This window comes from Methyloversatilis discipulorum, from assembly GCF_000385375.1.
Classification (GTDB): Bacteria; Pseudomonadota; Gammaproteobacteria; order Burkholderiales; family Rhodocyclaceae; genus Methyloversatilis; species Methyloversatilis discipulorum_A.
Genome location: NZ_ARVV01000001.1, coordinates 2,291,027 through 2,314,565, shown reverse-complemented (window position 1 = coordinate 2,314,565; position 23,539 = coordinate 2,291,027). Strand labels below are relative to the sequence as shown.

The window sequence follows — 23,539 nt, the reverse complement described above, 5'->3', positions numbered from 1 at the left end:
GGCGGAGACTATGCGTTATCTGATTACGGGCGGTTCTGGTTTTATTGGAAGCAATTTTATAGAAGAGTTGGTTAAAGGTAACGGCGAGATTTTGAATGTCGACATCAAAGCCCCTAACATTGCTTCGCATATGCCATTTTGGCGCCAACAGGATATTCTCGACTTGCCGGGTCTGCTCGCTGTTTTTCGGGAGTTCCAACCTACACATGTGATTCATCTCGCTGCACGAACGGATACGTATGGAACTAGTATTGATGAGTACGAGGTTAATACAACGGGAAGCAAGAACTTACTTGATGCGATAAAGAAAACCGCTTCTGTTCAACGCGCGCTCATTACGTCCACACAGTTTGTAAATCAGTACAATGGTAAGCCTCGCGACGATCTCGATTTTGCACCTCACACAATCTATGGTGAGTCGAAGGTCATTACAGAACAACTCACGAGAGCAGCTGAACTAGACTGCGTCTGGACGATCATTCGTCCGACCAATATTTGGGGTCCATGGCATCTCCGCTATCCGCATGAGTTCTGGCGGATTCTGGGAAAGGGGCTGTATTTCCATCCTGGTGGCGAACGTGTTATGCGTTCATACGGATATGTTAAAAACGTAGTGTGGCAGATGATGCAGATGTGCAACGCCCCTGCCGAGACGGTTGGTGGGCGTGTTTTCTACGTCGGTGATGAGCCTATCGATCTTCTCGACTGGGTGAATGGCTTCTCGATGCGACAAATCGGACGTGAGGTAATTGTTGTTCCGGGCCCTTTGATTAAAGTATTGGCGCTGTTGGGCGATTTTCTTAAGCACGTTGGTGTTCAATTTCCCATCACGAGCTCGCGCTTTAAGAGCATGACGACAAGTAACGATGCCCCGATGGACTTGACTTTCGAGACTTTTGGCAGGCCTCCATATTCACTGCAAGCTGGAGTTGATGAGACGGTCGCATGGTTGCGCAAGGAGCATCCCTCTTTGGTCAAGATTAAGGTGGCCTCGTGAGAATGTTCTTTAGATTGGCGCCGACTTCGCCTTTATTGCTGATACTTCGGGGCGTCCATGTCTGATGAAATTAAGCGGATCAGGGCACGCGTTTTGGGAGTGCCGATCGATGTGATCGACTGGAAGGTAATGCACGATCTGATAATGCGTTGGGCACTTGCGCGCGAGTCGCATTATGTGGCCATTTGCAATGTGCATGTGACAGTTACTGCTGGTCGAAATCCAGAGTTTCTTCGAGCGATCGAAGAGTCGGATATGGCGACGCCAGACGGCGCACCGGTCGCGTGGTTGATGAGAAAACTAGGTCATTGCTCCCAGCGGCGGATTCCGGGGCCTGATGTTATGTGGGAGCTCCTCAAACGTTGCGAGAGCGCGTCGCTTCCAGTATATATATATGGTAGTACCGACGTCACGCTCGATAAGTTAAAGGAGCGCTGTTCAGTTGTATTCCCTAAATTGAAGTTGTTTGTTGAGTCACCGCCATTCCGTCCACTTAATCAGGAGGAAGATGAAGCTGCTGTGCAACGCATTGTAGCGAGTGGTGCGGGTGTGCTTTTTGTAGGCCTAGGTTGTCCGAAGCAGGAACTGTGGATGCACTCACACAGCGGTCGCATCCCCGCGGTGATGCTTGGGGTCGGCGCAGCGCTTGATTTTCACGCAGGAACCGTTGCTCGTGCGCCCTTGTGGATGCAGAATCACGGCCTCGAATGGCTACATCGTTTGCTCAGCGAGCCGCGGCGTCTGTGGCGTCGTTACTTAGTTACAAATACCTTATTCGTAATCGGTGCCGTGCGCCAGCTTCTCAAGGTGAACGCCTGAAACATCCGAATCGTGCGTGGTGTTTAAGGCGTCTCCCCATCTTTCCTACAATTGGCACCCCGCAGGATCTACTGCTTGCCCGAGGGGCGTATCAGCACAGATGTCTTGACTGTTCGGTATACCGTCGTTATCCAAGTCGAGTAGTGACTTCTCTTGGGTAAAGATCACCATCGAGCCGTGCGCCGGTAAGGTTGCGGGCCAGTTCACAGGCGCTTCGTCGCGGAGCTGTACGTACTTTTCACACAGATCAGGTTGCTCGATGTCAGGGCACTCCAAGACGTCCACCGTTTCCTTCGGATTCACCAGAATGCGTATTTTTGTTGATTCTTCAACGGAGCTGATGGGCACGAGGTCGACTTTTCCTATGGTTATTTGTTGCCCGGGCTTGATCCAGCCGAAATCGAGACGCGCTCCTATGTCCCCGGTGAGCGGATCATCAACATTGATCGATGCGGTTGCCTTGAAAGTCAATATGTGACGTTTCCACGTGCCATCACCAGTAACAGAGCCGGTAGAGCCCATCAAGCTTTCGAAGCCGTTCTCGCCACCACCGCCGCGACGCACCACGTAATCGACGCGCTGTCCATTCGTTCCAGTTTTTAGGTCAAACGACAGTCGGTACCATTGGTCTTTCTGTACGCTGAAGGCTGGGCCGATCAGCAGACTGTCGGAGGCACCGGCGATCAACGTCACGCATGAACCCGTGGGGCAGCTGAGAGCCGCGATATTTGCGAAAGGTGCGGTCTTATTCCAACTCCGCCAGTCGTTGGGGCTGTTCGATATCCTCGTGCTTGTGATTAAGTCCGGCCCGACGATCGCGTATTGCGCGTAAGCCTTAGGCGAAATGGACTCGCCTGCCACATCAAGCTGACGTGCCTCGCCGTCAAACGTTGCGGCTTGCCATTGAGCGAGAGTGTACGTGGCCGTCTCCCATGCACCTGGTTCGATAGGCCAGGTCTCTTTGGTGACGAGCGGTGAAAGCAACGCTGAATATGTATTGTTCTGATATGAGGAGAAGCGTCGCGGGTGTGCGAACTCCGATATCTGAAAAATCGGTGCAGCGGGTATTAGCGGTACAAATAGATTGTCCTTGATTACATTGCCGTAAAGGTCGCCACTTACATCAAGCCGATTCCAATTCTCTTGCATCCAGATCTGATTTTTCCTATTGCCAAAGAGGGTGTTTCCGCTGATGGTGTTGTTAAAGGCGTTGTGGATATGCATTCCCTGGTCGGCGTTAATAATAGTGTTGCCTGAAACTGTTACTCCTGATGTCAGGTCGTCAAGGTAGATTCCCACGCCTTGTGTTTCTAATGTTGGCTTTCCGTCAAGGTTTCCGATGACGTTCTCGATTATATTGTTCTCAATGATTCCATTATTATCGGTTTCCTGAATATATATCCCACCTCCGTCGTCCAGTAGTAGCGCGCTATCGAGAACATGATTTCCTCGAATCTCGCTGCCTTTGTCCGAACGTATTCCGACATAAGCGCTTCGATAGACGAGATTGCGTTCTACAACTGCATATTGCCCCCCGTGAATCGACGCAAATGCACTTGCGGGAATCGGCTCTGGCGTGTCTGGGTTGGACGGAATTCCGCTGCCGTATATTTTGTTTTCGTTGATTGTTGCGTACTGGGCCGTCGCTTGCCAGGGACGGGTTCCGGCCAATGCATCGAGGCGTGAATCTATTATTAGAGAGTTTGAAATTCTTGTATATCGGCTTCCGATGAACTCGATGGCGTGTTTCTGTGTATTGGAGATGGTTACGTTTTCGACTGAAACATTTTTTGAATCGGTCAGTAGGATGCCATTTCCGACACGATCTACCGCAATGTTTCGGATCGTTAAGAATGATGTTTTCTTCGCATCGATTCCATTTTCGAGTTGTGTGACTTTGACGCGGTCTCCCGGCGGAGTTCCGTCGTGAGGAATCAGCATCAGAACGCTCTTTGTCGTGTCAGCAAACCATTCTGAGGGAGAGTCGACCATCCACGCTGCGCCTGTGAAGAAGTATCCCCAATTTGCAAGTAAATTGTAGCGGGTGTTATTTTCAAGGCTCAACGTCGACCCACTTACATTCGTGATCTTGTGTTCCTCAAGCGCCCAGGCTCTGCTCCGGATACGAATGCCAAGTCCCGGAGTGATCGAGGCGCCTGCGGGGAGATTCAAAGCATTGCCGATTCGAATAGTGTTGGATACCGGAGCTCTGCCTTGAAGGAAAGACGCGGAGTCTGCTGCGGTTGATAAGTAGATTGAGTTTGGCTTGTCGTTAGAGTGACCGTGATTCGGATGGTGGGCGGGACTTTGTAACGTGTCACCTATGTGCAAACTCAGTGGCGTCCCAAGCTGCTGGACTACTCTCACGTAGTCCATAAGGATAGGTCCGTTGCCTGGGGTCAGCTCGACATCGACTCGAGCGTTTGGCAAGGTCTCGGTGGGTGTGAAAGAGAATGTCCGAGTTTGCCAGCTACCGGTGCCGGTTAGGCTCTGTGAAAGGCCGAGCGCATCGTAGGGTTCTGCGTTCCGTCGAACCACAACTCTCGCGGTCTGCCCGTATGGAAGCTTTGTTGTGATGGTCAGGGTTGTCTCGGACGTCGATGACAGGGGGAAGGGATTGCTGATTGCAAGTGCCAAGCGCCGGAAGTTTCCACCACTAAGTTCGATGCACCCGTTCGCAACTGGGCAGTCGGACGCAGGCGTAAGACTGTGACCCTTCGTATCGGACCAGCCCGACCAAGGCTTGACAGTGGAGTTAAGGAAGTCGCTGTTCTCTATGCGATTCAGAGGCCATCGTGCGCTCCAAATGTTTCCCGCACCTCGGTGCCAAGCGCTGGCGGGAACCACCACACTGCCGTCGATAACAGGTTTGTTAGCGCAGCCCGTCGGCCACGAATCGAATGTGATGGGCAGCGACGAAGTGCCGCTTGCCGTCACCCGCAAGGTTTCGCTCCAGCGTTGGCCGCAGGCCAGATACACCGTATCGCCAGGCAGCAGTTTCGCGCTGGTAACCTTTGAGAGCGAGCGCCATGGACCGATGCCGGCGGATGAATTTTGTACTGCAGTGCCGGAATTCGTGTCACGGCCATTGGTGGCGTCAACGTAGTAGGTGGCTGCAGCGGCGGTTTGAAGCAAGAGGGTGGAGAGGGCTAGACCGAGGGGGCCGTACAGAGACTTGCGAAACGACATGGGCATGCTTCCTGAGACTTGGTAAACAAAACGTGAACCGGATGCCTGCCAAGCCAGCGACCATTTCGGTCCTTCTGCGTTGGGTTCCTGAGCACGCAATGCATTTGACGATCACGCCCCGGAAATCTTGAATGCGAAATGAGGAAGTATTCCCCCGCATATCTCTGCCTTGAGCGCGTCGATTTTTGAAAGTGGCGCGACAACTGGGTTTGAGCTGTAGGACAAGGAGCCGAGTGAGGCTGTGCACGAAGTGAAACTATTTGTAAGGGCATTGCGATGATCTCGGACGACGACTTTTTGTCCGTTGTGAGCAGAACGCCGCTGATCTCAGTCGATCTGATTCTGCGGTCCGGGGGCGACAAGATCTTGCTTGGCCGGCGCAACAATCGTCCGGCCAAAGGCTTCTGGTTTGTTCCCGGCGGCCGCATCCTGAAGGATGAGCGGTTGGCCGATGCGCTGGTTCGAGTAATAAGGCGAGAACTTGGGGCTATGGTGCCCGTGGAGGGCTGGCGCAACATAGGTATCTATGAGCATCTCTACCCAGACAACTTTGCGGGTGCTGACGGCATCAGCACGCACTACGTGGTCTTGCCACATCGGCGGGATCTGGACTCCGAGGTTGCTCTTGAGTCAGATGATCAGCACGAAGCACTGCGCTGGTTCTCGGTTGACGAACTGATGGCGCATGACGAGGTGCATCCATACACCAAGGCGTATTTTGCGAGGCCCGCTGAGCCGCTGGACAGACTGACGGACGGGCTCTGATTGTTTCCACGGAAGGGTCTCTGGCGAGCCTTTGACGGAGGGTCGGTCGCCGTATTGCCGTTGCTGATCTTCGGCCGGTAATAGGGCGTGTCATTGAGCGGGGAGAACCAAGGCCAGTTCCGGGTGCTCGCGGGCTTCGCGCACTGCTTCGGTGCGCTGAGCGAATCGGCGTACTTCCTTTGTAGGACGAACGACTACTACGCGCCGGAACACGGGCGTAGTCTGGCGTGGAACAACCCGACGGTCGTTGTTGACTGGCCGTTGGCAGGCGATCCGCTGCTGCCGGCCAAGGACCTGGCAGGCATGCCGCTGGGCGCGTGCGAGGTGTTCGAGGGGCTATGAGGTGGCAACGCCTTTCCTCTGGGAACGGCCTTGGCCGCTTCCGGCCTGGCTTCTGCAATCCGCAGGCTTCGATCAAGGCTGCTGTCGGGGTCGGAAGACCCCTCCCACAGAAGCCCGGCCCCGGCTCGGATCGCTGGTCCGGTGCCCCCCCCTCTGTGGGAGCGGTATTGGCCGCGACGCGGCTGCTGCAGTCCGTCGACTTCGATACAGTCCGCTGTCAGGGTCACAAGACTCCTCCCACAGAGGACCGACCTCTCCCATATAACGACGCCGACCGCTTCTACGGATTCCCGCTTCGTGCGCTCAGACCAGCGTATCCCCCCGCGGCGGCGGCCCCAGCTTTTCCAGTTCGGCCTCCTCATCCGGCTCATATAGCCGCGAGCGGGTCAGGAAGCGGATGCCCTCCGGCGATTCGATCGAGAAGCCGGATCCGCGGCCGGGCACGACGTCGATGATGAGGTGGGTATGCTGCCAGTACTCGAACTGCGACGCGCTCATGCAGAAGGGCATGCCGCCGATTTCGCCGAGGAGCACGTCGGAGCTGCCGAGTATGAATTCGTTGCGCGGGTAGCACATCGGGGCGCTGCCGTCGCAGCAGCCGCCGGACTGATGGAAGAGCAGGGCGCCGTGTTTGGCGGCGAGCTTGGCGATCCATTCGAGCGCTTCAGGGGTGGCGCTGACGCGGGTGACCATGGGTTCTCCTCCTGCGTGGGTTCTTGTACGAATGATGACCGTGCTGTGCCGGGGATGGTTGTCGGCGCAGGGCGCGGTCGAACGGATGCTGGCTGCCGATTGTTGTAGGAGCGGTCTTCTGACCGCGACAGGGCCGGCAACGATGCACCGACGCTTCCCATACCGCCGCGGTCGCGGTCAGAGGACCGCTCCTACATGGTCAGCGCTGTCGACGAAAAAAGGGGCGCCGGAGCGCCCCTCTCTCATTGCTGCCTCAGAAGAAGCCCAGCGCCTTCGGCGAGTAGCTCACCAGCAGGTTCTTGGTCTGCTGGTAGTGGTCCAGCATCATCTTGTGCGTTTCGCGGCCGATGCCCGACTGCTTGTAGCCACCGAACGCGGCGTGTGCCGGGTAGAGGTGGTAGCAGTTGGTCCATACGCGGCCGGCCTGGATGTTGCGGCCGAAGCGGTAGGTGCGATGCACCGAGCGCGACCACACGCCGGCGCCAAGGCCGTACAGCGTGTCATTGGCGATCTGCAGCGCGTCGGCTTCGTCCTTGAAGGTGGTCAGAGCGAGCACCGGGCCGAAGATTTCTTCCTGGAACACGCGCATCTTGTTGTGGCCCTTCAGCACGGTCGGCTGGATGTAGTAGCCGCCTGCTTCCGATTCCTGACGCTTGGCGCCGCCGATCAGCACCTGCGCGCCTTCCTGGCGGCCGATGTCGATGTAGGACATGATCTTCTCCGCCTGGTCCGAGCTGGCCTGGGCGCCGATCATCGTTTCGGTGTCGAGCGGGTGGCCGCCACGCACCTTGGCGACGCGAGCGATGGCGCGCTCGATGAACTGGTCGGCGATCGATTCCTGCACCATGGCGCGGCTCGGGCAGGTGCAGACTTCACCTTGGTTCAGCGAGAACATCGCGAAGCCTTCGAGGCACTTGTCGAAGAAGTCATCGTCCTTGTCCATCACGTCGTCGAAGAAGATGTTGGGCGACTTGCCGCCCAGTTCGACGGTCGACGGGATTATGTTCTGGGACGCATATTGCAGGATGAGGCGGCCGGTCGTAGTTTCGCCGGTGAAGGCGATCTTGGCGATGCGCGGGCTGGTGGCCAGCGGCTTGCCGGCCTCGATGCCGAAACCATTGACGATGTTCAGCACGCCCGGCGGCAGGATGTCGGCGATCAGTTCGGCCAGCACCATGATGGAAACCGGGGTCTGCTCGGCCGGCTTCAGGATGATGCAGTTACCGGCGGCCAGCGCCGGAGCGAGCTTCCACGCGGCCATCAGGATCGGGAAGTTCCACGGGATGATCTGGCCGACCACGCCCAGCGGCTCGTGGAAGTGGTAGGCGACGGTGTCGTCGTCGATTTCCGACAGGGAACCTTCCTGGGCGCGGATGCATCCAGCGTAGTAGCGGAAGTGGTCGATGGCGAGCGGGATGTCGGCAGCCAGCGTTTCGCGGATCGGCTTGCCGTTGTCCCAGGTTTCGGCGACGGCCAGCATTTCGAGGTTGGCTTCGAGGCGGTCGGCGATCTTCAGCAGCACGGCGGCACGACCGGCCGGCGAGGTACGGCCCCAGGCGTCGCGCGCCTTGTGGGCGGCGTCAAGCGCGAGTTCGATGTCGGCGGCCTGCGAGCGGGCGGCCTGGCAGAAGACCTTGCCAGTGACGGGAGAGACGTTGTCGAAGTATTGACCCTCGACAGGCGCCACCCACTTGCCGCCGATGAAGTTGTCGTAACGGGGCTTGAAGGTGATTTTCGAACCGGGTTGGCCGGGGTCGGCGTAACGCATGTACTTTCTCCTCGTGTTGTCGATTGCCCCTGCGGTCGGCCACAATGCATGACAGAACAACACAGGGTCACCGCGCACGCTAATACGGCGCAGGTAGGTATCCGGTAGGTAGCTTGTGGGTTGAGTGGTGGAGCGAGACCAATGACAGCTTCAAGTGCAAGTCTGGCGGCACGCCGGAAGCGCATCGAATCGATCCGGCGCGGCGAGCGCACGGTCGGCGAGCGCATCGTGGTAGTCGGCATGGACATCGCCGGCTCGTGGCAGCGCTCGCGCGAGGCCGTGTCGGAAACCTGCTCGGCAGCGCCGATCGACGCCGACGCGCCGGACTGGACGACGACCCCGTACGGCGAGGCGGTCAATTCATGCGTCGACGAACTGGAAACCGTGGCCCGCGAAAGCGGCATGGTGGCGGCAGTCAGCGACGCTGACGGCCGCCTGCTCTGGACCGGCTGCAGCCGCAGCATGCGCACCCGGGCCGAACGCGTGCATTTCGTGCCCGGCGGGCGCTGGGACGAGCGCTCGGTCGGCACCAACGCGCTGGCGCTGGCGCTGCGCTACCGTCGCCCGGCCAGCGTGTTTTCGGCAGAACATTTCATTCCGGCCGTGCAGGACTGGGTGTGCTACGCCGCACCGGTGCGCGACGCCGGCAGTGGCGAGGTGATGGGCGTGGTCGATCTGTCGACCACCTGGAACCGCCATTCACCGCTGGCGCTGCACGCGGTCGAGCGCTTTGCGCAGCGCGTGTCGCAGGCGCTGCAGTCATTGAGTCACGCGCCGGTACTGCGTCTGCGCATGCTGGGCACGCCGCAGGCCTTCCTGCAGGGCAGGGCGCTGGCGCTGTCGCCGCGCCAGCTTGAAATCCTCTGCCTGCTGACACTGCATCCCGAAGGGCTGGATCTCGAAAGGCTGCACGCCGCGCTGTACGGTGATCGCCCGGTCGGTGTAGCGACGCTGAAGACCGAGGTGTCGCAGCTGCGCGACCGTCTGGGTGGGGCCATCGGCTCGCGGCCCTACCGGCTGCTTGTTAACTGGCAGGCGGATTTCCGCGATCTTGAGCAGGCACTGGACGCCGGCCGCATCGAAACCGCGCTCGCTTGCTACCGAGGCGCCTTCCTGCCGCGCACCGAAAGCCCGCTGCTGCGCGTCTGGCGCGACTGTCTCGAATCCCGCCTGTCGGACGCCATTTTCCGTGTCGACGATCCCGATGTGCTGCTGAATCACCTCGGCCAGTCGCCCGAGGCGGTCGACGCACTGCAGCGCCTGGGCGAACTGCTGCCACCGGACCACCCCGGCCGGCAGTTGCTGGCAAGGACGTTCGGCGAGGTTTGAAGGCGTCACGCCGGGATTCTGTGGGAGGGGTCTTCTGAACCCGACGGCGGCCTGGATCGAAGCCTGCGGACTGCGACCGTCATGTCGCGGTCAGAAGACCGCCCCCATAAGGGCGTTGCACCTGATCCACGACCTGCGCCCGGATCGGAATTCTGTGGGAGGGGTCTTCTGACCCCGACACGGCCGGTGATCATCCACCAACAATCACTCTAGCGCCCTAATCGCGGTCGGCGCTCGGTTGGACGAACGCAAAGAAGCTTGCTTGGTTATATGATGAAAGCATGGATCAGAACCATGGTTATCATCGCCTGCGCGACGGTCGGGTCTCCTTACCGGGTCAGATCTATCACGTGACGCTAACCACCCAGTACCGCCAGCCTGTTTTCCGCGACTTCGGCCATGCCCGGGCAGTCATCCGCGTCATGCATCGCACGGCCGAGCGCCACCGTTGCCGAAGCTTGTGTTTCGCACTGATGCCCGATCATCTTCACTGGCTCGTCCAGCTCGGAGAGACCGGCACCTTGCAGACCCTGATGCGAACGATGAAGAGCATCAGCGCACATCATGTGGGTCGGCCGATCTGGCAAGACGGCTATCACGAACGGGCTATCAGAGTAGAGGACGATGTCCGCGCCGTTGCGCGTTACATCGTCGCCAACCCGCTGCGCGCTGGGCTTGTCGCTCGAGTTGGCGATTATCCGCACTGGGACGCCGTCTGGCTCCTTTGAGGCCCCACATGCGGGAGAAGGCTGGTGGGTGATCAGACGGAATCGTCGGGGTCAGAAGACCCCTCCCACAGAAGCCCGGCTCCGCCCACGGCCTGGGCATGATCCCTGTGGGAGCGGCCTTGGCCGCGACGGGGCCTCCGCCGTCCGCAGGCTTCGATTCAGGCCGCTGTCGGGGTCAGAAGACCCCTCCCACAGAAGCCTGGTCACTGGCTCGGGCCGTGGGTCTGGCGCTTCCCCTTGTGGGAGCGGCCTTGGCCGCGACGCGGCTTATGCGGGCCGTTGACCTCGATCCATGCCGGCACCGCACGAAGAGCGCGACGCCGTCGGTTTCCGTACTGCGAGCGGTCGACAGGAGCCCTGTATACTTCGCCCGACTTCACGCCAGGAGCCCTGATTTGATCCGCATCAGCAGCCAGTTCGACAGCGGCGCTATCGAGGTGCTGGACTGTTCGGACGCGTCGAACATCCGTCTCAATCTGCCGGCCGACAATGCGGCGGATTTCCGGCAGTGGTTCCACTTCCGCCTGCAGGGTGCGCGTGGTCAGGCTTGCGTGCTGAGCTTCGAGAACGCTGGGCAGTCGGCGTACCCGAGTGGTTGGGACGGTTACCGCGTGGTGGCGTCCTACGACCGGCGCAACTGGTTCCGGCTGTCGGCCGGCCAGTACGACGGACAGCGTTACAGCTTCCGCATCACGCCGGACTACGACAGCGTCTATTTCGCCTACTTCGAGCCCTACGGCTGGGATCGTCACCTCGATCTGCTCGGCGCGGCCGACGCAGCGCCGGTGGCTTCGGTCGACGACCTCGGGGCAACGCACGACGGACGCGACCTCAACCTGATCACCGTCGGCCGCCCGGCCCCGGGCAAGCGCAAGGTGTGGATCACCGCCCGCCAGCATCCGGGCGAGACGATGGCGGAGTTCTATGTCGAGGGGCTGCTGGAACGGCTTTACGACACGTCCGACCCAGTGTCGCGCCGGCTGCTCGAACGCGCCTGCTTCCATATCGTGCCGAACATGAATCCGGACGGCTCGGTGCGCGGCAATCTGCGCACCAATGCACGCGGCTGCAATCTGAACCGCGCATGGCGCGAGCCGGACATGGATTTCAGCCGCGAAGTGGCGCTGGTGCGCGAGCGCATGTTGGCCACGGGTGTGGATGTTTTCCTCGACATCCACGGTGACGAGACACTACCGTTCGTGTTCATCGACGGTAACGGCATGGTGCCGGGCTTCACCGAGGCGCAGGGTGTGCAGGAGAAGCGTTTCTGCGATGCGCTGCTGGCCGCCAGCCCCGATTTCCAGGTGGGCGAGGGCTATGCGCCGGACCGCTTTACCGACGAGTTGCTGACGCTGGCGTCGAAATGGGTGTTCAACCACTTCGGCTGCCTTTCACTGACGCTGGAAATGCCATTCAAGGACAACGCCCATCTGCCCGACGGACTGTTCGGCTGGAGTGCCACACGCAGCCGCCGCCTCGGCGCCGCGACGCTGCAGGCGCTGCTGGCCGTGCTCGACCGCGACTGATCCGTCTGTGTCCTGCTTGCTTTCCTCTCCGCAGCGTTCACCTCAGATTTCACTTTTCGCCGGAAACTCCTGAATGAAAATCACCGTAATCGGCACCGGGTACGTAGGCCTGGTCTCCGGGGCCTGCATGGCCGAGATGGGCAACGACGTGCTGTGTCTGGACCTTGATCCGGAGAAGATCCGCATCCTGAAGGAAGGCGGCATTCCGATCCACGAGCCGGGTCTGGACGCGGTGGTTGCGCGCAACGTCGAAGCGGGGCGTCTGCACTTCACGACGGACGTGGCCGAGGCAGTGCGCTTCGGCACCATTCAGTTCATCGCCGTCGGCACGCCGCCGGACGAGGACGGCTCGGCCGACTTGCAGTACGTGCTGTCGGCGGCGCGCAACATCGGCCGGCTGATGACCGACTACAAGGTGGTGGTCGACAAGAGCACGGTGCCGGTGGGCACGGCCGACAAGGTGAAGGCCGCGATCGCTGACGAGCTGGCCAAGCGTGGCCAGGAGATGGAATTCGCCGTCGTGTCCAACCCGGAATTCCTGAAGGAAGGCGCCGCGGTTGAAGACTTCATGCGTCCGGACCGCATCGTGGTGGGTGCCGACGACGAACGCGCCATCCACCTGATGCGCGCGCTGTACGCGCCGTTCCAGCGCAACCGCGACAAGCTGGTGGTGATGGACGTGCGCAGCGCGGAGCTCACGAAGTACGCCGCCAACGCGATGCTGGCCACGCGCATCAGCTTCATGAACGAACTGGCGCTGCTGGCCGACCGCATGGGTGCCGACATCGAAATGGTGCGCCAGGGCATCGGCTCGGACCCGCGCATCGGCTACCACTTCCTGTACGCCGGCTGCGGCTACGGCGGCAGCTGCTTCCCGAAGGACGTGAAGGCGCTGATCCGCACCGCACGTGAGAACGGTCAGGACCTGAAAGTGCTGCAGGCGGTGGAAGACGCCAACGACGTGCAGAAGATGGTGCTGGTGGACAAGATCGTCGCGAAGTTCGGCGAAGACCTGTCGGGCCGCCGCTTCGCGCTGTGGGGCCTGGCGTTCAAGCCCAACACCGACGACATGCGCGAGGCGCCGAGCCGGGTGATCATCAACGAACTGTTCCGTCGCGGTGCGACGGTGACGGCCTACGACCCGGTGGCGATGACGGAAACGAAGCGCATCTACGGCGACGAGCCGCGGCTGACGCTGGCGGACAAGCCGATGGACGCACTGGAAGGTGCGGACGCGCTGCTGATCGTGACGGAGTGGAAGGAATTCCGCAGCCCGGACTTCGAGCGGATCAAGTCGGCGCTGAAGCAACCGGTGATCTTCGACGGTCGCAATCTGTACGAGCCGGAAGTGCCGCGCGCCGCCGGCATCGAGTACTCGGCCATCGGCCGTCGCTGATTCCCGCCCGATGAAAGTCCTGCTCACCGGCGCTGCCGGTTTCATCGGCATGCACGTGGCGCTGCGCCTGCTCGAACGCGGCGACGAAGTGGTCGGGCTGGACAACCTGAACGACTACTACGACGTGCGGCTGAAAGAAGCGCGGCTGGCCCGGCTCACACCGGCTGCCGGCTTCCGCCTCGTGAAGATGGCGGTCGAGGACCGCGAGGGCATGGCGAAGCTGTTCGAAGCCGAGCGCTTCGACCGCGTCGTGCACCTGGCCGCGCAGGCCGGCGTGCGCTATTCGCTGCAGAACCCGAACGCCTACATCGACGCCAACATCGTCGGCTTCATGAACGTGCTCGAAGGCTGCCGGCATTCGGCGGTGAAGCATCTGGTGTACGCCAGCAGCTCCAGCGTCTATGGCGGCAACACGAAGATGCCGTTCAGCGAGGCCGACAGCGTCGATCACCCGGTCAGCCTGTACGCCGCGACCAAGAAGGCCAACGAGCTGATGGCGCATACCTACAGCCACCTGTACGACCTGCCGACCACCGGTCTGCGCTTCTTCACGGTCTATGGCCCGTGGGGCCGGCCGGACATGGCGCTCTTCCTGTTCACCAAGGCGATGATCGAAGGGCGGCCGATCGACGTGTTCAATCACGGCGACATGCAGCGCGACTTCACCTATATCGACGATATCGTCGAAGGCGTCATCCGCACGCTGGACCGCGTTGCCGAGCCGGATGCAGCCTTCGACGGCGACCATCCGCACCCCGGGCATTCGAAGGCGCCGTTCAGGGTGTTCAACATCGGCAACCAGGGGCCGGTGCCGCTGATGGATTTCATCCGCGCGATCGAGAAGGCGCTGGGCATCACCGCGCAGAAGAACCTGCTGCCGATGCAGCCGGGCGACGTGCCGGCGACCTATGCCGATGTGTCGGAACTGACGGCCTGGACCGGATTCTCGCCGAGTACCGCGATTGACGACGGCGTTGCGCGCTTCGTCGCCTGGTACCGCGACTACTACCGGGTCTGAACGACTCGCGTCACGCAGACAAGGGCGCCGCTGGCGCCCTTGTCACTTCTTCAGCTTGTAGTCGATCGGCAGCAGGAATTCGAGCCGCTGGCCGGCCAGTGCCGCTGGCACCGGCGGCAGCTTCGTCTTCTTTACCAGCGCCAGCGCTGCTTCGTCCAGCACCGACTGGCCGGATTCGTCGACCAGGGTGGCCGATACGAGCTGGCCGTTCTCGATGACGATGAGCACCTTGGGCGTACCTTCCAGCCCGCGCATCGCGGCCAGTCGCGGATAGGTCTGCCCCTTCTTGATCTCTGCCGACAGCGCCTGACCGTAACCTGCCTTCAGCGATTGGAAATCGACGCTGGGCGCGGCAGGCGCCGGCGCGGGCGCAGGGACCGGCGCCGGTGCGGGCGGCGGAGGCGGCGCATCGATCGGTGGCAGCGGAGCCGGCGGCGGCTGCACCGGCACCACGCGTTCCTCGGGTGCAGGCGACGGCGCTGCCGGCGCAGCCAGCACTGGCAACGGTGCCTGCTGCGGCACCGGCTTCGGCGGCTTGGGCACCGGTTTGGGCGGCGGCGGAGGCGGGGGCGGCTCGACCGGCTTCGGCGGTGGGGGAGGCGGTGGCGGGGGCGGCGGAGGTTCTTCCTTGATCATTCGCACGTCGACGCGAATCTCGGTCGGCGGCACGCGCGGCACGTATACCGACGCACGCCAGACGACGAAGCTGTGCACCAGGATGGACGCGACGAAGGCGGCAGCCCAGAGCCAGGAGCGGAATCGCGTGAAGTCGCTGAAGTAGGCGACGTAAGGCGGACGGAGGACGGAAGTCGGATTCATCGGCGAGGCGGTGGCAAGCCCGGATGAATGGTTTGTTCTGTTCCGGGCGGGGCAGCCGCGGACTTTACTTCAATTGCCGCGTCCGGTGCACCGTCGGGAAAACGTCCCGATTGCTGTTGCCGCGCAGCAATCATGCGATGGCGCGCGGATGTCGCCGTATTACCCGCAGCAGGATGACGCCGATCATCACGCCCGCCAGCACGGTCGACAGCAGCGTCGCCAGCCAGAAACCGGCCGCACCCATAGGTTGCGCGATCAGCGCGATGCCAGCCCCAGGCAGGCCGTGAAAGGCGAGTACGTAACCGCTGCCCAGCCCGACGCCCCAGAAGCAGACGGTGTGCACGATCATCGGCGCCACCGTCACCTTGTAGCCGCGCAGCGCGAACGAAGCCAGCGTGTGCGCGGCATCGATCAGCACGAACAGCGCGACATAGGGCAGCAGGCTGCGGGCGAGGCCGAGCACCGCAGGGTCCTTGCTGTAGAAGGCCAGCACCGACTCGCGCGACAGCCACAGCAGCACGCCGACGAATACCGCGAGCACGCTGGCCATCGCCAGGCCGGTCAGTGCGGTGTGGCGGGCGCGCAACCAGTCGTGTGCGCCGGCTGCCTGACCGACCAGCACCAGCGTGCCGCTGCCCAGCGCCAGCGGCAGCATGAAGCAGACGCCGTTGATGTTGGCGATCACGCGGTGTCCGGCGACCACGTCGGCGCCGAGCCGGGCGACGAACAGCGCGATCAGCGTGAAGCTGGTGATCTCGACGAAATTCGATACGCCCATCGGTCCGCCCAGCCGCAGCATTTCGCGCTGCGCCCAGGCCCTGGGCGCCTGCCAGTCGTGAAAGGGGCGCAGCGCGCGCAGCTGCGGCGAGTGCTTGAGCCACAGCAGTGCGCAGACCACCGACAGCCAGTTCACCACCAGCGTGGACAGCCCGCAGCCAAGCGCACCCAGCGGCGGGCCGAAAGCGCCGGTGGTGAGTGCCCACGCCAGCGGCACATGCACCGCGAGGCAGGCCAGCATGATCAGCATCACCGGCCGCGGCTGGCCGATACCGTTCATCAGCGCCTGGAAGGCGCGGAACAGCAGTGCGCCAGGCACGGCAAAGGCGAGGGCGAGCAAGTAGTCGCGCGTTTTCGCCTCGACCACCGGATCGAGCTGCGACAGCGCGAGCAGCGGGTCGGGCAGGGCGAGCAGCAAGGCACCGGGAACGGACAGGAACAGCGCCATCCACACCGCCTGCTGGAAGGCAGGTGCGATGTCCTCGCGCCGGCCGGCGCCGACGTGGTGCGCGATGATGGGCGCTGCGGCATACAGGATGCCGATCAGCGCGATCACCACCGAAATAAACAGGCCGCCACCGACCGCGACGGCGGCCAGATCGGCGGTCGCGTGATGGCCGGCGATCAGCGTGTCGGCGACATTGGTGCCTATGCTCGCCAGCTGCGACACCAGCATCGGTGCGGCCAGCGCGAAGATGCCCGCAGCGGTGCCGCGGCGGGCGTCGGCGGTCACGATTCCGCCAGAGCGCGCGCGGCGTCGGCGACCAGCGCCGGGCCACGGTAGATCAGGCCGCTGTACAGCTGCACCAGCTGCGCGCCGGCGTCGATCTTGTCCTTCGCGTGACGACCTTCGGTGATGCCGCCAACGCCGATCAGCGCGACCTTGCCGTCGAGCTTCTGCGCCAGTGCGCGCAGCACGGCGGTCGATTTCTCGCGTACCGGCGCGCCCGACAGACCGCCGGCTTCGCCGCCGTGCGGCAGGTTCTCGACACCGGTGCGCGACAGCGTCGTGTTGGTCGCGATCAGTGCGTCGATATGGTGGCGTACGGTTGCCTCGGCGATCGCGTCGATCTGCTCGGCGTCCAGGTCGGGCGCGATCTTCAGTGCGATCGGCACGGTGCGGCCGGCGGCAGCGTCCAGCTTCTGCCGCTCGGCGTCGAGGGCGCCCAGCAGCTGGTTCAATTCGTCCGCGCCTTGCAGCTGGCGCAGGTTCTTCGTGTTCGGGCTGGAAATGTTGACCGTGATGTAGCGCGCGTAGGGGTGGGCGCCACGCAGTCCGATCAGGTAGTCGTCGGTCGCGCGTTCGATCGGCGTGTCGGCGTTCTTGCCGATATTGATGCCGAGAATGCCGCCCTCGCGCACCCAGCGCGAGCGCTTCACGTTGTCGATCAGCGCATCCAGGCCCAGGTTGTTGAAACCCATGCGGTTGATGATGCCCTGCGCTGCCGGCAGCCGGAACATGCGCGGCTTCGGATTGCCCGGCTGCGGGCGCGGCGTGATGGTGCCGATTTCGATGAAACCGAAACCGAGTCGCGCCAGCCCGTCGATCGCGGCGCCGTTCTTGTCGAGACCGGCGGCAAGGCCGACCCGGTTCGGAAAGTCCAGACCCATGCAGCGCACCGGATCGGCTGCGATGCGTTGCAACGGCACCAGCCCCGGATGTTTTGCCAGCGTGCCCAGCGTCAGGTCATGGGCACGTTCGGCGTCGAGCGAAAACAGCAGCGGGCGCAGCAGCGGGTAGAGCATGGGCGGAATCCGGGTTGCAGGTCGCAGGGGTGCGACGCAAAGGCGCGGATTATCGGCCCGGCGGCGGGGGCAGGCAACCAGCGGGGGCGGTGGCAAGAGCCAGGGTTGCGTGGAAAGGGCTTCTGACATCGACGGCGGTCTGCTGAAGCCGCATCGCGACCAGAGGTCTCTCCCACGAAAGCACTCCCTGACGTTGGCCGGAGCCAGGGTCTTGTGGGAGCGAGCTTGCTCGCGATTGCGGCCTCAATCGAAGCCGGCGGTCTGCTGAAGCCGCATCGCGACCAGAGGTCGCTCCCACGAAAGCACTCCCTGACGTTGGCCGGAGCCGGGGTCTTGTGGGAGCGAGCTTGCTCGCGATTGTGACCTCGATCGAAGCCGGCGGTCTGCTGAAGCCGCATCGCGACCAGAGGTCTCTCCCACGAAAGCACTCCCTGACGTTGGCCGGAGCCAGGGTCTTGTGGGAGCGAGCTTGCTCGCGATTGCGGCCTCAATCGAAGCTGACGGTCTGCCGAAGCCGCATCGCGACCGCAGGTCGCCACAAGGGAGGCGCTACAGCCCCAGGTCGCCGTCGTCCAGTTCGCGCCAGACGCTGTCGATGCGGCCTTCGAGTGGGCGGAAGCGGGCCTTGTAGGCCATCTTGGCGCTGTCGCGTATCCAGTAGCCCAGGTAGACGTAAGGCAGGCCGAGCAGGCGCGCCAGGCTGACCTGCCACAGGATGTTGTAGGTGCCATAGCTGGCGCCTTCGACGTCGGGGTCGTAATAGGTGTAGACCGACGACAGGCCGTCGTCGAGGATGTCGATGATGCTGACGATGCGCAGCGGAGCGTCCGGCTCACTGCCTTCGCGGAATTCGATCAGCCGCGTATCGACATGGCTCTGCAGCAGGAAGTGCGAATACTGTTCGCGCGAGTCCTGGTCCATGCCACCGCCGCTGTGACGGCTCGACTGGTAGCGCTGGTACAGCGCGTAATGCTCCTCGCGGAAGGACAGCGGCGCCTCGCGGGCGACCAGATTCTCGTGTCTTCTTTCAGAGCGACGCTGCGTGCGCGAGGCGGTGAAGCGGTTGACCGGCAGGCGGACCGGCGTGCAGGCGCGGCAGGCGTCGCAATAGGGGCGGTAGGTGAACACGCCGCTGCGACGAAAACCGGCGCGCACCAGATCGCTGTAGAGCCGGGCGTCGATCAGGTTGGACGGCGTGGCGACCTGCGAGCGCGCAGTGCGGCCCTGCAGGTAGGAGCAGGCATAGGGTGCCGTTGCATAGAACTGCAGCGTGGTGAAAGGCAGGTCCTTGAGCAGCGCCATCGCGTCAGCGGAATCGGTGTCCGTTTCAGGGTCTGAAATAAGCCGGTATTTCGTCGGGCCGCCAGCGCCGCGGATGGGCCGACTGCACCGACTGTGACAGCACGCGGCAGAATTCGCTGCGTGCAATTTCACGTCCGCCCATGGACGCCAGGTGCGCGGTGTTCATCTGGCAGTCGATCAGCGCATAGCCCTGCGATTCAAGATAGCGTGCGAGATGCACCAGCGCAATCTTCGAGGTGTCGCGGGCACGCGAGAACATCGATTCGCCGTAGAACATCTTCCCCAGCGCCAGACCGTAGAGGCCGCCCGCAAGTTCGCCATCGACCCAGGTTTCCACGCTGTGCGCCCAGCCCTGCATGTGCAGGGCGCCGTAGGCGGCGATCATGTGGTCGCTGATCCAGGTGCCGGCCTGGCCCTCGCGCGGTTCGGCACAGGCGCGCATGACCGCTTCGAAGGCGGTGTCGCAGCGGACTTCGTAAGGCCGGTTGCGCAGTACCTTGCGCATCGACGGCGTGACGCGGATCTCGGACGGTACCAGCACCATGCGCGGGTCCGGGCTCCACCACAGCACCGGCTGACCCTCGGAAAACCACGGGAAGATGCCTTGCCGGTAGGCGTCGAGGATGCGCTGCGGCGTCAGTTCGAGACCGGCCGCCAGCAGCCCGTCCGGGTCACGCAGCGCCGTATCGACCGGCGGAAACGGGTCGCCGGGTTCCAGCCAGGGAATCACGCCGCGCTGGACAGCGGTTCGGCTGCGGTCTCGGGATGGCGGAAGGCCACCACGTGGTCGGCATCGAGACGGATGCCGATGAATTCGCCGATCGCGTGGTTGTGGTGCGACGGCACCAGCGACAGCACGCGGCGGCCCGAGCCGAGCCGCAGCGTGTACAGGAACTCGGCGCCGCGGAAGGACTTGCACAGCACTTCGGCGCGCAAGGGCGCGGCATCGTCGTGCACCACGTCGTCAGGCCGCAGCAGCACGTCGACCCGGTTGTCAGCGGCGCAATGCGGACAGCCGTCGTCGCAGCGGAAGGGAAACTCGCTGCGCAGCACGCCCAGTTCCATCTCCACCTCGTGGTCGCCGCGCAGCGTGCCGGGCAGGAATACGCCCTGACCGACGAAATCGGCGACGAAGCGGCTTTCCGGCTTGTGATAGAGGTTGTACGCACTGTCCCACTGCAGCAGCCGGCCGCCCTGCATGACGCCGATCTCGTCGGCAATGGCGAAGGCTTCCTGCTGGTCGTGCGTGACCAGGATGGCGGTGATGCCGCGCGCCTTCAGGATGTCGCGCAGTTCGGTGGCGAGCCGGGTGCGCAGTTCGACGTCGAGGCTGGAGAAGGGCTCGTCGAGCAGCAGCAGTTCAGGGTCCGGTGCCAGCGCGCGGGCCAGTGCCACGCGCTGCTGCTGTCCACCCGACAGCTGGTGCGGGTACTTGTCGGCGTGATCGGTCAGACCGACCACCGCCAGCATTTCGTCGGCGCGCGCCCGTTTTTCGTCACGCGAACCGTTGCGCAGGCCGAAGGCGACGTTGTCGGCGACGCTCAGGTGGGGAAACAGCGCGAAGTCCTGGAACACCATGCCGACCCGCCGCTGTTCCGGCGCCAGATGCTGGCGGCTGGACGACACCGTGACGCCGTGAATGTCGATGCGCCCCTCGCGCAGCCGCTCGAAGCCGGCGATGGCGCGCAGCACCGTCGTCTTGCCGCAGCCCGAAGGGCCGAGCAGGCAGCCGATCTGACCGCGTTCTAGACGCAGCGACAGGTCGCGGACCACTTCGGTGGTGCCGTACGCGATGCGTACGGATTCAAGCAGCAACTGTGACATGGACCGAAGTGTGGCGGAGGAGGCGGTACAAAAAGGTGATCCGGATCAAGACCGATAATCGCTCTCAATTATAATGCGCCTGCCGCTGCGTGAGCGTACCGGCCACCGATAACTCAAGCCGGGACAGCCGGCATGCCCCACTTGTCTGCCCGCCGTCTTCATCCCCTGTCGCTGATTGCACTGCTGCTGGCGCTGCTGGTGGCTGCACCGGTGCTGTCGGTGCTGTTCAACCTGTTCACCGGTGGCACTGGCGGCACCTGGGCTCACCTGGCGTCGACCGTGCTGCCGGACTACGTCGCCAGCACGCTGTGGCTGTGTCTGTGGGTCGGGCTGGGCACGGCGGTGATCGGCGTATCGACCGCCTGGGCCACGGTGATGTGGGAGTTTCCGGGCCGCCGTGTGCTCGAGTGGGCCATGGTGCTGCCGCTGGCCACACCCGCCTACGTGATGGCCTACACCTATACCGACCTGCTGCAGTTCGTTGGCCCGGTGCAGACGGCCTTGCGCGACACCTTCGGCTGGGAGCGCGGCGACTACTGGTTTCCGGACGTGCGCACCGTCGGCGGCGCCGCCTGCATGTTCATCGCCGTGCTCTATCCCTATGTGTATCTGCTGACGCGGCAGTCGCTGATCGAACGCGCCGCCGGGCTGAACGAGGCGGCGCGCATGCTGGGGCAGGGCGCATGGGAAGCCTTCTTCCGCGTCACGCTGCCGCTGGCGCGGCCGGCGATTGCCGCCGGCGTGTCGCTGGCGCTGATGGAAACGCTGGCCGATTACGGTGCGGTGAGCTATTTCGGCGTGCAGACCTTCACCACCGGCATCTACCGCGCCTGGTTCTCGCTCGGCGACCGCGTTGCCGCCGCCCAGCTGGCCGCACTGCTGCTCGGCTTCGTCGCCATGTTGCTGCTGGCCGAACGGCTGAGCCGTGGCGGCGCACGCTTTCATGACAGCGGTCGGGCCGGAGGCAGTGCGCGCCGCCATGCGCTGCCACCCGCTGCCGGCTGGGGCGTTACCGTCGCCTGCGTACTGCCGCTGGCGGCGGGTTTCATCGTGCCGGGCGCCGTGTTGCTGAAATGGGCGTTTTCCGAGGGCGATGCGCAGTTCGGCGAGCGTTTCGTCGGGCTGGCGATCAACAGCTTCACGCTGGCCGCCGTCGCCAGCGTCTGTGCGGTGGCGCTTGCGTTGTTGCTCGCCTACGCGGTGCGTTCCAGCCGCTCGCGCCTGGTGGCGCTGGCACGCTCGGCCGTCGGTCTGGGCTACGCGGTACCGGGCGCGGTGATCGCGGTCGGCATCCTGATTCCGGTCACCCGCCTCGATCACCTGCTGTCCGGGCTGTGGCAGCAATGGACCGGCAGCAACCCCGGCCTGGTGCTGACCGGCGGCATCGCCGCGCTGGTGTATGCGTATCTGGCGCGCTTCCTGACGGTGTCGCTGCAGTCGGTCGAGTCGGGCCTGGCGCGCATTACGCCCAGCATGGACGAAGCGGCGCGCAGTCTCGGCCTCGGCGTCGGTGCAACCCTGCGCCGCGTGCACTGGCCTATGCTGCGTGGCAGCCTGCTGACCGCATCGCTGCTGGTATTCGTCGACGTGATGAAGGAGTTGCCGGCGACGCTGGTGATGCGGCCCTTCAACTTCGACACGCTGGCCACCCAGGCCTACACGCTGGCCAGCGATGAAAGACTGCAGGAAGCATCGACCGCCGCGCTCGCGATCGTCGCGGTTGGCCTGCTGCCGCTGATCGCGCTGTCTAGACAGATCGCACGATCGCGGCGGAATTGAGCAGGCGTAACACCCCTGTGGGAGCGCTCTTCTGACCGCGACGCGACCGCTGCTGCCCGCAGGCTTCGATACAGGTTGCTGTCGGGGTCAGAAGACCCCTCCCACAGAACCCCGGCTCAGGTACAAGTCGTGGATCTAGCGCATCGTTCCTGTGGGAGCGGCCTTGGCCGCGACACGGCCTGTGCATGTCGCACGCTTTGATCACTCACGGCCGCTGTCGGGGTCAGAAGACCCCTCCCACAGAATCCTGGCGCGCTCAGTTCGTGGGCGGATCGACCGGCTCGTTCAGCACCAGCCAGTACAGACCGAGCTGACCAACCGCGTAGATGAACTTCTCGAAATCCACCGGCTTGCGGATGTAGCTGTTGGCGCCAAGCTGGTAGGCCTCGTAGATGTCCTGCTGTTCACGCGAGGTCGTCAGGATGACGACCGGCAGCAGATTGGTGCGCGCGTCGGCGCGGACGCGGCGCAGCACTTCCAGGCCGTCTACGCGCGGCAGTTTCAGGTCGAGCAGGATGACCGCAGGGGCGACGGAAAGATCGCGGCCAGCGTGGTGGCCGGTGCCGAAGAGATAGTCGAGCGCTTCAACGCCGTCGCGGGCCACGACGACTTCGTTGGCGATGCGGTTCTTGTGAAAGGCTCGAAGCGTCAGCGCCTCGTCGTCGGGATTGTCTTCAACCAGCAGTATCGGGCGTTCGCTTGCCATAAAACCAGCCTGTCCA

The 23,539-nt window shown here is 63.0% G+C and carries 20 protein-coding genes; 10 read left to right on the top strand and 10 right to left on the bottom strand.

What is annotated here, in order from left to right; translation table 11 throughout:
- Window positions 1–10: 10 nt before the first annotated feature.
- Both METRZ18153_RS20645 and METRZ18153_RS20640 read left to right on the top strand, forming a co-directional pair.
- Window positions 11–997, top strand: a complete 987-nt coding sequence (locus tag METRZ18153_RS20645) for an NAD-dependent epimerase/dehydratase family protein (protein WP_157257235.1) — start codon at window positions 11–13, stop codon at window positions 995–997.
- Window positions 998–1,054: 57 nt separating this feature from the next.
- A complete protein-coding gene (locus METRZ18153_RS20640; RefSeq protein ID WP_081629092.1) occupies window positions 1,055–1,816 on the top strand; it encodes a WecB/TagA/CpsF family glycosyltransferase in 762 nt (253 codons plus the stop codon).
- Between the two features lie 45 nt (window positions 1,817–1,861).
- On the opposite strand, the gene METRZ18153_RS20635 is transcribed toward METRZ18153_RS20640, so the two are convergent.
- Window positions 1,862–5,005: a right-handed parallel beta-helix repeat-containing protein gene (locus METRZ18153_RS20635; protein WP_157257234.1), complete on the bottom strand. Its 3,144-nt coding sequence runs from the start codon at window positions 5,003–5,005 to the stop codon at window positions 1,862–1,864.
- Window positions 5,006–5,281: 276 nt separating this feature from the next.
- Here METRZ18153_RS20635 and METRZ18153_RS0111030 point away from each other — a divergent pair, with 276 nt between their 5' ends.
- Window positions 5,282–5,770 (top strand): GDP-mannose mannosyl hydrolase, encoded by a 489-nt coding sequence (locus METRZ18153_RS0111030; RefSeq protein ID WP_020164798.1) that lies wholly within the window; start codon window positions 5,282–5,284, stop codon window positions 5,768–5,770.
- Between the two features lie 93 nt (window positions 5,771–5,863).
- On the top strand, window positions 5,864–6,112 hold the full coding sequence (locus METRZ18153_RS20185) for a dTDP-4-dehydrorhamnose 3,5-epimerase family protein (RefSeq protein WP_020164797.1): 249 nt from the start codon (window positions 5,864–5,866) through the stop codon (window positions 6,110–6,112).
- 303 nt (window positions 6,113–6,415) lie between these two features.
- Here the strand turns inward: METRZ18153_RS20185 and METRZ18153_RS0111020 are convergent, their stop codons facing one another.
- Window positions 6,416–6,805 carry a DUF779 domain-containing protein gene (locus METRZ18153_RS0111020; protein ID WP_020164796.1) on the bottom strand — a complete coding sequence of 130 codons (390 nt, stop codon included), beginning with the start codon at window positions 6,803–6,805 and terminating at the stop codon, window positions 6,416–6,418.
- A gap of 253 nt (window positions 6,806–7,058) precedes the next feature.
- Complete coding sequence (gene adh / locus METRZ18153_RS0111015; RefSeq protein ID WP_020164795.1) at window positions 7,059–8,573, bottom strand: aldehyde dehydrogenase; 1,515 nt, start codon at window positions 8,571–8,573, stop codon at window positions 7,059–7,061.
- 141 nt (window positions 8,574–8,714) lie between these two features.
- Between adh and METRZ18153_RS0111010 the strand changes: the two genes are divergently transcribed.
- The 5 genes from METRZ18153_RS0111010 to METRZ18153_RS0110990 all read left to right on the top strand — a co-directional run bounded on the left by METRZ18153_RS0111010 (window position 8,715) and on the right by METRZ18153_RS0110990 (window position 14,570).
- A complete protein-coding gene (locus tag METRZ18153_RS0111010) occupies window positions 8,715–9,902 on the top strand; it encodes a helix-turn-helix domain-containing protein (protein WP_020164794.1) in 1,188 nt (395 codons plus the stop codon).
- A 281-nt stretch (window positions 9,903–10,183) separates the two neighbouring features.
- The gene (locus tag METRZ18153_RS0111005; RefSeq protein WP_020164793.1) at window positions 10,184–10,630 is read left to right on the top strand and encodes an REP-associated tyrosine transposase; all 447 of its coding nucleotides are present in this window, start codon (window positions 10,184–10,186) and stop codon (window positions 10,628–10,630) included.
- A 395-nt stretch (window positions 10,631–11,025) separates the two neighbouring features.
- Window positions 11,026–12,156 carry a M14 family metallopeptidase gene (locus METRZ18153_RS0111000; protein WP_020164792.1) on the top strand — a complete coding sequence of 377 codons (1,131 nt, stop codon included), beginning with the start codon at window positions 11,026–11,028 and terminating at the stop codon, window positions 12,154–12,156.
- 73 nt (window positions 12,157–12,229) lie between these two features.
- On the top strand, window positions 12,230–13,552 hold the full coding sequence (locus tag METRZ18153_RS0110995) for a UDP-glucose dehydrogenase family protein (protein WP_020164791.1): 1,323 nt from the start codon (window positions 12,230–12,232) through the stop codon (window positions 13,550–13,552).
- 10 nt (window positions 13,553–13,562) lie between these two features.
- Window positions 13,563–14,570, top strand: a complete 1,008-nt coding sequence (locus METRZ18153_RS0110990; RefSeq protein WP_020164790.1) for an NAD-dependent epimerase — start codon at window positions 13,563–13,565, stop codon at window positions 14,568–14,570.
- Window positions 14,571–14,612: 42 nt separating this feature from the next.
- Here the strand turns inward: METRZ18153_RS0110990 and METRZ18153_RS0110985 are convergent, their stop codons facing one another.
- The 6 genes from METRZ18153_RS0110985 to METRZ18153_RS21295 all read right to left on the bottom strand — a co-directional run bounded on the left by METRZ18153_RS0110985 (window position 14,613) and on the right by METRZ18153_RS21295 (window position 21,038).
- Complete coding sequence (locus METRZ18153_RS0110985) at window positions 14,613–15,389, bottom strand: energy transducer TonB (RefSeq protein ID WP_020164789.1); 777 nt, start codon at window positions 15,387–15,389, stop codon at window positions 14,613–14,615.
- Between the two features lie 130 nt (window positions 15,390–15,519).
- The gene (locus tag METRZ18153_RS0110980) at window positions 15,520–16,899 is read right to left on the bottom strand and encodes an MATE family efflux transporter (protein WP_020164788.1); all 1,380 of its coding nucleotides are present in this window, start codon (window positions 16,897–16,899) and stop codon (window positions 15,520–15,522) included.
- Window positions 16,896–17,912, bottom strand: a complete 1,017-nt coding sequence (locus tag METRZ18153_RS0110975; RefSeq protein WP_020164787.1) for a quinone-dependent dihydroorotate dehydrogenase — start codon at window positions 17,910–17,912, stop codon at window positions 16,896–16,898. The genes METRZ18153_RS0110980 and METRZ18153_RS0110975 overlap by 4 nt, the downstream gene beginning before the upstream one ends.
- Before the next feature lie 549 nt (window positions 17,913–18,461).
- Window positions 18,462–19,214: an arginyltransferase gene (locus METRZ18153_RS0110970; RefSeq protein ID WP_020164786.1), complete on the bottom strand. Its 753-nt coding sequence runs from the start codon at window positions 19,212–19,214 to the stop codon at window positions 18,462–18,464.
- Between the two features lie 25 nt (window positions 19,215–19,239).
- A complete protein-coding gene (aat, locus tag METRZ18153_RS0110965) occupies window positions 19,240–19,944 on the bottom strand; it encodes a leucyl/phenylalanyl-tRNA--protein transferase (protein WP_020164785.1) in 705 nt (234 codons plus the stop codon).
- Entirely contained in the window at window positions 19,941–21,038 is a 1,098-nt protein-coding gene (locus tag METRZ18153_RS21295; RefSeq protein WP_020164784.1) for an ABC transporter ATP-binding protein, read from the bottom strand. The genes aat and METRZ18153_RS21295 overlap by 4 nt, the downstream gene beginning before the upstream one ends.
- 132 nt (window positions 21,039–21,170) lie before the next feature.
- Between METRZ18153_RS21295 and METRZ18153_RS0110955 the strand changes: the two genes are divergently transcribed.
- Window positions 21,171–22,817, top strand: a complete 1,647-nt coding sequence (locus METRZ18153_RS0110955) for an ABC transporter permease (RefSeq protein ID WP_043363865.1) — start codon at window positions 21,171–21,173, stop codon at window positions 22,815–22,817.
- Between the two features lie 256 nt (window positions 22,818–23,073).
- Here METRZ18153_RS0110955 and METRZ18153_RS0110950 read toward each other — a convergent pair whose 3' ends face one another.
- On the bottom strand, window positions 23,074–23,523 hold the full coding sequence (locus METRZ18153_RS0110950) for a response regulator (RefSeq protein ID WP_019918178.1): 450 nt from the start codon (window positions 23,521–23,523) through the stop codon (window positions 23,074–23,076).
- Window positions 23,524–23,539 lie beyond the last annotated feature (16 nt).